The organism is Lutibacter sp. (assembly GCF_040883305.1).
In the GTDB taxonomy this organism is placed as follows: domain Bacteria; phylum Bacteroidota; class Bacteroidia; order Flavobacteriales; family Flavobacteriaceae; genus Lutibacter.
In genome coordinates, this window is sequence record NZ_JBFLKT010000060.1 from 1 (window position 1) to 7,101 (window position 7,101).

The 7,101-nt window shown below is 31.9% G+C and carries 5 protein-coding genes and 1 pseudogene; 3 read left to right on the forward strand and 3 right to left on the reverse strand.

Annotated features, from left to right (window positions below):
* The coding region (locus AB1Z17_RS01815) for a gliding motility-associated C-terminal domain-containing protein (RefSeq protein WP_368050083.1) at nucleotides 1-1,886 on the forward strand (1,886 nt) is incomplete at its 5' end.
* Between the two features lie 13 nt (nucleotides 1,887-1,899).
* Entirely contained in the window at nucleotides 1,900-2,859 is a 960-nt protein-coding gene (locus AB1Z17_RS01820) for a type IX secretion system membrane protein PorP/SprF (RefSeq protein WP_368050084.1), read from the forward strand.
* A gap of 104 nt (nucleotides 2,860-2,963) precedes the next feature.
* Here AB1Z17_RS01820 and trxA read toward each other — a convergent pair whose 3' ends face one another.
* On the reverse strand, nucleotides 2,964-3,323 hold the full coding sequence (gene trxA, locus AB1Z17_RS01825; RefSeq protein WP_368050085.1) for a thioredoxin: 360 nt from the start codon (nucleotides 3,321-3,323) through the stop codon (nucleotides 2,964-2,966).
* Nucleotides 3,324-3,486: 163 nt separating this feature from the next.
* On the opposite strand from trxA, the gene AB1Z17_RS01830 reads away from it, so the two are divergent.
* Nucleotides 3,487-3,852, forward strand: coding sequence for a DoxX protein (locus AB1Z17_RS01830; protein WP_368050086.1), 366 nt, complete (start codon nucleotides 3,487-3,489; stop codon nucleotides 3,850-3,852).
* 230 nt (nucleotides 3,853-4,082) lie between these two features.
* Here AB1Z17_RS01830 and AB1Z17_RS01835 read toward each other — a convergent pair whose 3' ends face one another.
* Complete coding sequence (locus tag AB1Z17_RS01835) at nucleotides 4,083-6,149, reverse strand: DUF5689 domain-containing protein (RefSeq protein WP_368050087.1); 2,067 nt, start codon at nucleotides 6,147-6,149, stop codon at nucleotides 4,083-4,085.
* Nucleotides 6,150-6,159: 10 nt separating this feature from the next.
* Nucleotides 6,160-7,101, reverse strand: a pseudogene (locus tag AB1Z17_RS01840) (TonB-dependent receptor); the annotation flags it as partial.

The following is a 7,101-nucleotide window of genomic DNA, read 5'->3' on the forward strand; positions in this document are numbered from 1 at the left end:
CAATAGTAACTGTAGAAGATAGCATTACGCCAACGGTTGTTGCACAAGACATCACCTTACAAATAGATGCTAACGGTACTGCAAGTATCACAGCCGAGGAAATTGATAATGGTTCGTCTGACAATTGTGAAATTGAATTGATGAGTCTTGATATTACCTCTTTTGATTGTGCTACTATTGGAGAAAACACCGTGACACTTACAGTAACCGATGTGAATGGAAATAGTGCTAATGCAACTGCAATTGTAACTATAGAAGACAAGATGTTACCAACAGTAAGTACTCAAAATATCACCGTTCAATTAGGCGCTAATGGAACAGCAACAATCACTGCTGACCAAATAGACAATGGTTCGTCTGACAATTGTGAAATTGAATCGATGAGTCTTGATGTTACTTCTTTTGATTGTACAACTATTGGAGAAAACACCGTGACACTTACGGTAACTGATGTTAATGGAAATAGTGAAATTGCAACTGCAATTGTAACTGTAGAAGACAAGATGTTACCAACAGTAAGTACTCAAAATATCACCGTTCAATTAGACGCTGATGGAACAGGAACAATCACTGCTGACCAAATAAACAATGGTTCGTCTGACAATTGTGAAATTGAATCGATGAGTCTTGATATTACTTCTTTTAATTGTGCCGATTTTGGTGAAAACACAGTGACACTTACGGTAACCGATATTAATGGAAATAGTGAAATTGCAACTGCAATTGTAACTGTAGAAGATAATCTTGCTCCAACTGTAATTGTTCAAAACATTACTGTTGAACTAGATGCTAATGGAAACGCTTCAATAACATCAGACCAAATTAATAATGGTTCCTCTGATAATTGTGGTATTGAATCTATGAGTATTGATGTTACTTCTTTTAATTGTGCCGATGTTGGTGATACTAATGTAACGCTTACCGTAACCGATGTTAATGGAAATAGCGCTGACGCTACTGCAGTTGTAATTGTTAAAGAAAGCTTTGCTCCTTTAGCAAATTGCGCAGCTCCATTTAAAATTCAATTGGATGAAACTGGAAGTGCAAGTATTTCTGTTGAAGATATAAACAATGGCTCTTCTGACAATTGTGGTATTGAATCAATTAGTATTGATGTTACTTCTTTTGATTGTACTTCAATTGGAGAAAACACAATAACGCTTACGGTAACTGATACTAGTGGTAATACAAGTATGTGTACTACTATTGTTACTGTTGAAGATATGGTAGCGCCAATTGTAGTAACTCAAAATATTTCAGTTGAATTGGATAGCAATGGTAACGCAAACATTTCAGCTGAAGACATAGATGATGGTAGTTTTGATGCTTGTGGAATTGCTTCTTTAAGTTTAGATCAAACTTCGTTTAGCTGTCCAAATTTAGGCGACATTACTGTAACGTTAACGGTTGTTGACACTAATGGAAATACCGCTTCGGAAATGGCTGTTGTAACCTTTACTTCTGATGATTTAGACAACGATGGTATTGCTGATAGTTGTGACCTTGATTTAGATGGTGATAACGTTAATAACGACATTGACAACTGTCCAACTGTTGCGAATCCTGATCAAACGGATTTAGACCGTAATGGAATTGGTGATATTTGCGATAGTGGTGAGTTAGAAATACCAAAAGGGTTCTCTCCTAATGGAGATGGAACTAATGATGAGTTTATTATTTCAGGACTTCATAAATATCCAAATAACAGCATTCAAATCTATAACAGATATGGTAATATGGTTTATGAATCCAATAATTATCAAAATTATTGGGATGGTATTTCCTCTGGGAAAAATCGGAAATTACCTGCTGCTCCTTACTTTTATGTACTTAGTGTTAATGGAGGTAGTAAAATAGTTAAAGGCTGGTTATACATCAATTATTAAGAAAAAAATGAAAATGAAAAATATATTTAAAAACATAGTATTTGCAATAGTTTTAGCAATAAGTATTCAAGGTTTTGCACAGCAAGACCCTTTATACACGCAGTATTACAACAACTTTAGCTTAATCAATCCTGCCTACTCAGGTAGTCACGGATTGTTTACAGCTACGGCTAATATTCGCAGTCAATGGGCTGGTGAAGCTGGTAGTCCAGAAACCCAAAGTCTGTCTTTGCACGGGCCTGCTGGTAAAAATGTTGGCTTAGGACTCTCTATTGTAAACGATAAGGTATTTGTATTAAGTGAAACTCACGTATATGCCGATTTTTCTTATTCAATTCATATGGGAGAATCTGCTACAATGGCTTTTGGTATAAAAGCCGGAGGTAGTTTTTTAAATGTTGATCTATTAGAATTAGGAATTGAAAATGATAATTTATTCAGTGAAAACTTAAATGAATTTAATCCAAATATGGGTGCAGGTATTTTTTATTATACAGATCGGTTTTATGCAAGTTTGTCAACAGTAAATATTTTACAAACCAAACACTATAATAAAAGTAATGCGGTTGTGTCTAGCGCTTCTGATGAAATGATATTTTATCTTTCTTCAGGCTATGTATTTGATTTAAGTGACGATTTTAAAATACGACCTTCTTTTATGTTAAGAGGTGTTGATGGAGCGCCACTTTCTACAGATATTTCTGCAAGTATATTGTGGCTTGATAAATTAGAGTTTGGAATCTCGCATAGAATTGATGAATCAATTTCAGGGCTTTTTCAATTGCGTTTAACTGATAATTTGAAAGTTGGTTATACCTATGATGCTATTACTTCGAACCTTTCTAATTACAATAATGGATCACACGAGTTTTCTATTATTTTAAATATTGGTAAGAATAACAACACCAAGAAACCTCCCTTTTACTGGATGAAAAATAAAAACTCTGAAAAAATATTGAAAATTGAAAATTGAAATAGCGGTAATTTGGGTTTAACAATTTTATTACACAGATTTATAATGAAAGAGCCACTCTACGAGTGGCTCTTTTTTTGGGGTTTTTTGAGGTTTTTTGAGGTTTACTTTGAAACTTCTAAAACATCTTTAATAATTTGCTCAAATTGGTGTTTTGGTAAAGCACCTTGCGCCATTTGAGGTTCAGAATTTTTTGGAACGAATAAAATAGAAGGAATACTTCTAATTCCAAAAGCAGCAGCTAATTCTTGCTCTGCTTCGGTATCAACTTTATATATATTTACTTTTCCTTTATAATCTTCACCTAATTCTTCAAGAACAGGAGCAACTGCTTTACAAGGACCACACCAGTCTGCATAAAAGTCAATTACACAAGGTATATCTCCTTCAAACTTCCATTCTTTATTTTTTTCGAAATTAAAAACTTTTTCTAAAAAAGTTTCTTTTGTTAATAATTCTGTCATTTTTTTTAATTTTAATATTTCTAATATAGCAATTACTATACCATTGTATTTGACGACAAAGTGACACAAAATCTTACAAAACAAGCGTAACAAAAGTTACAACTGTAATTAATAACGTATCTTAACGACTTAATTGACATATTAATAACTAAAACTTTTTATCATGAATTCAAAATTAACAATTGCTTTACGCATGCTTCTTGGGCTAATATTATTGGTTTTTGGAGCAAATAAATTTTTAAATTTTATGCCAATGGATGCTCCATCAGAAGGAAGCTTTATGGCCGCTTTAATTACAACAGGATATATGATGCCATTAATTGGAATTTCAGAAATAATTCCAGGGCTCTTATTACTAATTAATAAATGGAAAGGTTTAGCTTTAGTTTGGTTGGTTCCTATTTCAGTAAATATTGTATTATTTCATATTGTTTTTGATATTTCAACCATTGCTCCAGCTGCTTTAGTTGCAGTTTTAAATATTGTATTAATATATGCAAATTGGAATAAATTTAAAACACTATTTTAAAAAATAAAAAAATGGTAATTTAATAGGCTGTTATTTTAGCTATAAAAGTTGTTATTATTAACTTTGCGATAGGGATTTTATTATTTATTTTCATCTTTTGAATTAGTCAAATTAATGACATTTTATGGTGTGGTTTTTTGGAGATGAAAAAGTTTAATTCAAAATGAACGAAAAATTATATATCGTATTTTTCACTTTTTTTATTAACGCTATTGAGTTATTTTTTAAAATTATCTTAAATTTGGAGAAAATCCATTTGGAGCATTTTTCGGCGTATTTGGGTTGGTTATTAAAATGTTATTAGCATCTGAAGAGCAACTCCATTCACTAATTGTAAATATTTTATTTGGCTCATTTATGTCTAAATTTCGAATTGCTTGTCCGTCTAGATACTCCCAATTTGTACCATTTCCATCTTCGCCAATTACACCAAAAACATCTATTCTGTTTTCAGAATTATCAACCAATTCGTAAACATCGTCTCCATTTCCCGAAATATAAGTAGATTCTATATTTGGAATTAAAGAAAACATATCTGCAAATCCAGTATTTGCAATAATAACAAAACCACCTACCGGAATTATAATCCCAGAAAATACAACCGGAGAGCTTGAAGCGGTAGTTGCTCCATTTACATATTTATTCAATCTCCAGCCTGTTAAATCTATTTCTGAATCGCCAGCATTGTACAATTCAACAAATCTTGAAGAAACACTATTTTTTGGATCGGCAACTTCGGTAATCATTATTTTAGGTATAATAATAGGACACTCTATATAAGCGTCTGTAAATGCAACATCTTCAATTTTTCTTAATTCTAAGTTTGAAGTTAAAACGCCTGTAATTGCGCCACTACCTTCAGGAAATTTTTCATTTGCAAAAGTAGCTTCCCCACTTGTAGCCACTCCTAATTTAATTGGCTCGTTACACGATTCTATGGTTCTAATTCCATCATTAACACCCGTAAAAAATGCAAATGCTTTTCCTAATTCATTTACAGTTAATTGAACATCAGTTACAGTTACTAATGTGTTTTTGTATGCTGAATTATTAATATCAGATATTGAAATCTCAGTTGGTGTAATCGCAAAATTCTCCCCACTATTAAAAATAAAACTTCCAACTTTAGAAGTTTCAATTTTTGTAATTCCAGTTCCTTTTGGATAACCAATTGTTAAAACGCCATCAACTTTATTCATATAAAGTTTGTCAAATTTTACAAAAACTTTGTCTCCACTATTATATGCTTCAAAAATTAAATCTTTATCGATTAATAATTGGACACCGGCAGTCGGGTTTTCAACAGCATCTTGAATAATTAACCTGTTTTTAAAATTTCCAGATGCGTCGCTAGAAACTACATAACCTTCAACAACATAATTATTTTCAACTCCAAATTCAACCAAACCATTTTGATACATTGCTGTAATCTCTAAAAGTGAACTATTTGGAGTTAATACGTTGGAATAATCGCATCTGGCTTCAGTAAATTTTACATCCTCTGTATCTCGAATATACAATTGAAAATCTTCATAATAATTACTAAAAATTGCGATTACACTTCCTTTTCCTTCTGGTAATAATTGGTTTTTAAAATCGGAATAACCACTATTTCTAAGCTGTACTTCTCCAGTTAAATTACAATTGCTATTAAAACTTTCTAAAGTTCTATTTTCAGTTGTTGAATTTTTAATATTTCCATACGAATTTCCAAGTTCACTGGTTTTAAATTGTACATTCTCTATTTGAATTAACATTTCTAGCATAGTTTCATTCAACTCATCAATAGTTACAACTTTTGGTGTAATTTCAACAACTTCACAAGAACGAATAATATGGTCTTTAACTTCCAAGGCAGGAATTCTTCCTAATTCTGTATCAGCTGCTTTTCCAATTTGAATACTTCCAAAACTATATCCAACAGCCAAACCTTTTAATTTTACATACACTTTTCGCCCAACATTGTAGGTTGTGTAAATATCCGATTGATCTATGGAAATCTTAATTGCAGCAGTCGGATTTTCTGGTTTGTCTTGTATAGAAAGTGATTTGTAAATATTACCAGATTTGTCACTAGAAACAACATAACCTTCAATAATAACATCGGTTTCTATTTTTGTTGCGCCACCAAAAGTGTACATATCTTTTACCTGAGCAATGGTGTTGGTTGCACTAATTTCAGGTGCAACACAATCCACTTTTGGAGTTGAAAATCCGTCGTCTTTTACACAACCCAAATACATACTTATTACAAGTAACGTAAATGCGCTAAATTTTAATTTCTTTAATATATTCATGGCGTTATTTTTAAAATCTTACATAAAAATTTAAATAGTACGAAGCTTTGTTTCCATACCAGAATTTTGGACCAAAAATTGGCTTTTCTAATTGTTTATCTTGTTTTAATTCGGGATAATTTGCGTTTCTAGATTGTTCAAAACCACCTGTTTTAAAAACTTCACCCAACACATTATTTATTCCAATAAAAAAACCTGCGTAATATTGATTTACTTTCCAAGATTTCCCTCCAACTGCATTCAATAAAAAAGCTTCCTCAAATTTTTCTTGTTTTAACAAGGCATCAACCTGATTTTGAGTCACCTCAACACCAGTTTCATCATCCAAAAAAGGAACTCCATCTGCATCTGTATAAAAATTATCGGTTCTTAATAAAGGTGATATATCTAAATAATTATTTCGTAACAAATTTCCATTTAATTGAAACCACCAATAGTTTGGATCACGGTATTCAAAACCTAATGAATAGGCTTCTTGTGGTGTTCCAGAAACACGATAATCTTTTAAATAAGCCGTCCCAAAATCGCTGTTTTCATCAACAAAACTTTCCGATTGCAAATACAATTGTGGATTATTATTATACGTAAATTGACCAAATGAGCCAACTGCAATTAATTTTACGGATGGAACAACCTGATATTCAAAACTTAATTCTGCTCCAATATTCTTTTTGGAAACTCCTGTAATAATTTCGTTTACAAAATCCGCTTGATCTCCTAATAATCCTTCAGCAAAAAAGAACGATGTTTCTATAGCATCTGCAAAATTTGTATAAAAGGCAGTAGCTCTAGCTTGTATTTTGGGACCTCTAAAAATATAATTTACATCACCTGCACTCACTTTTTCACTGGTAAGATTTGGAGTTATATTATTATTGACTCTAGAGTTGGAAAATGCGGTTCTAATTGTTGGTGCATTTGAAAGATATGCTGCATTTACATTTACCAAATG

Coding starts and splice junctions, on each gene's coding strand:
- AB1Z17_RS01830 (WP_368050086.1), top strand. CDS start 3,487: ATGAATTCAAAATTAACAATTGCTTTACGCATGCTTCTTGGGCTAATA.
- AB1Z17_RS01835 (WP_368050087.1), bottom strand. CDS start 6,149: ATGAATATATTAAAGAAATTAAAATTTAGCGCATTTACGTTACTTGTA.
- trxA (WP_368050085.1), bottom strand. CDS start 3,323: ATGACAGAATTATTAACAAAAGAAACTTTTTTAGAAAAAGTTTTTAAT.
- AB1Z17_RS01820 (WP_368050084.1), top strand. CDS start 1,900: ATGAAAAATATATTTAAAAACATAGTATTTGCAATAGTTTTAGCAATA.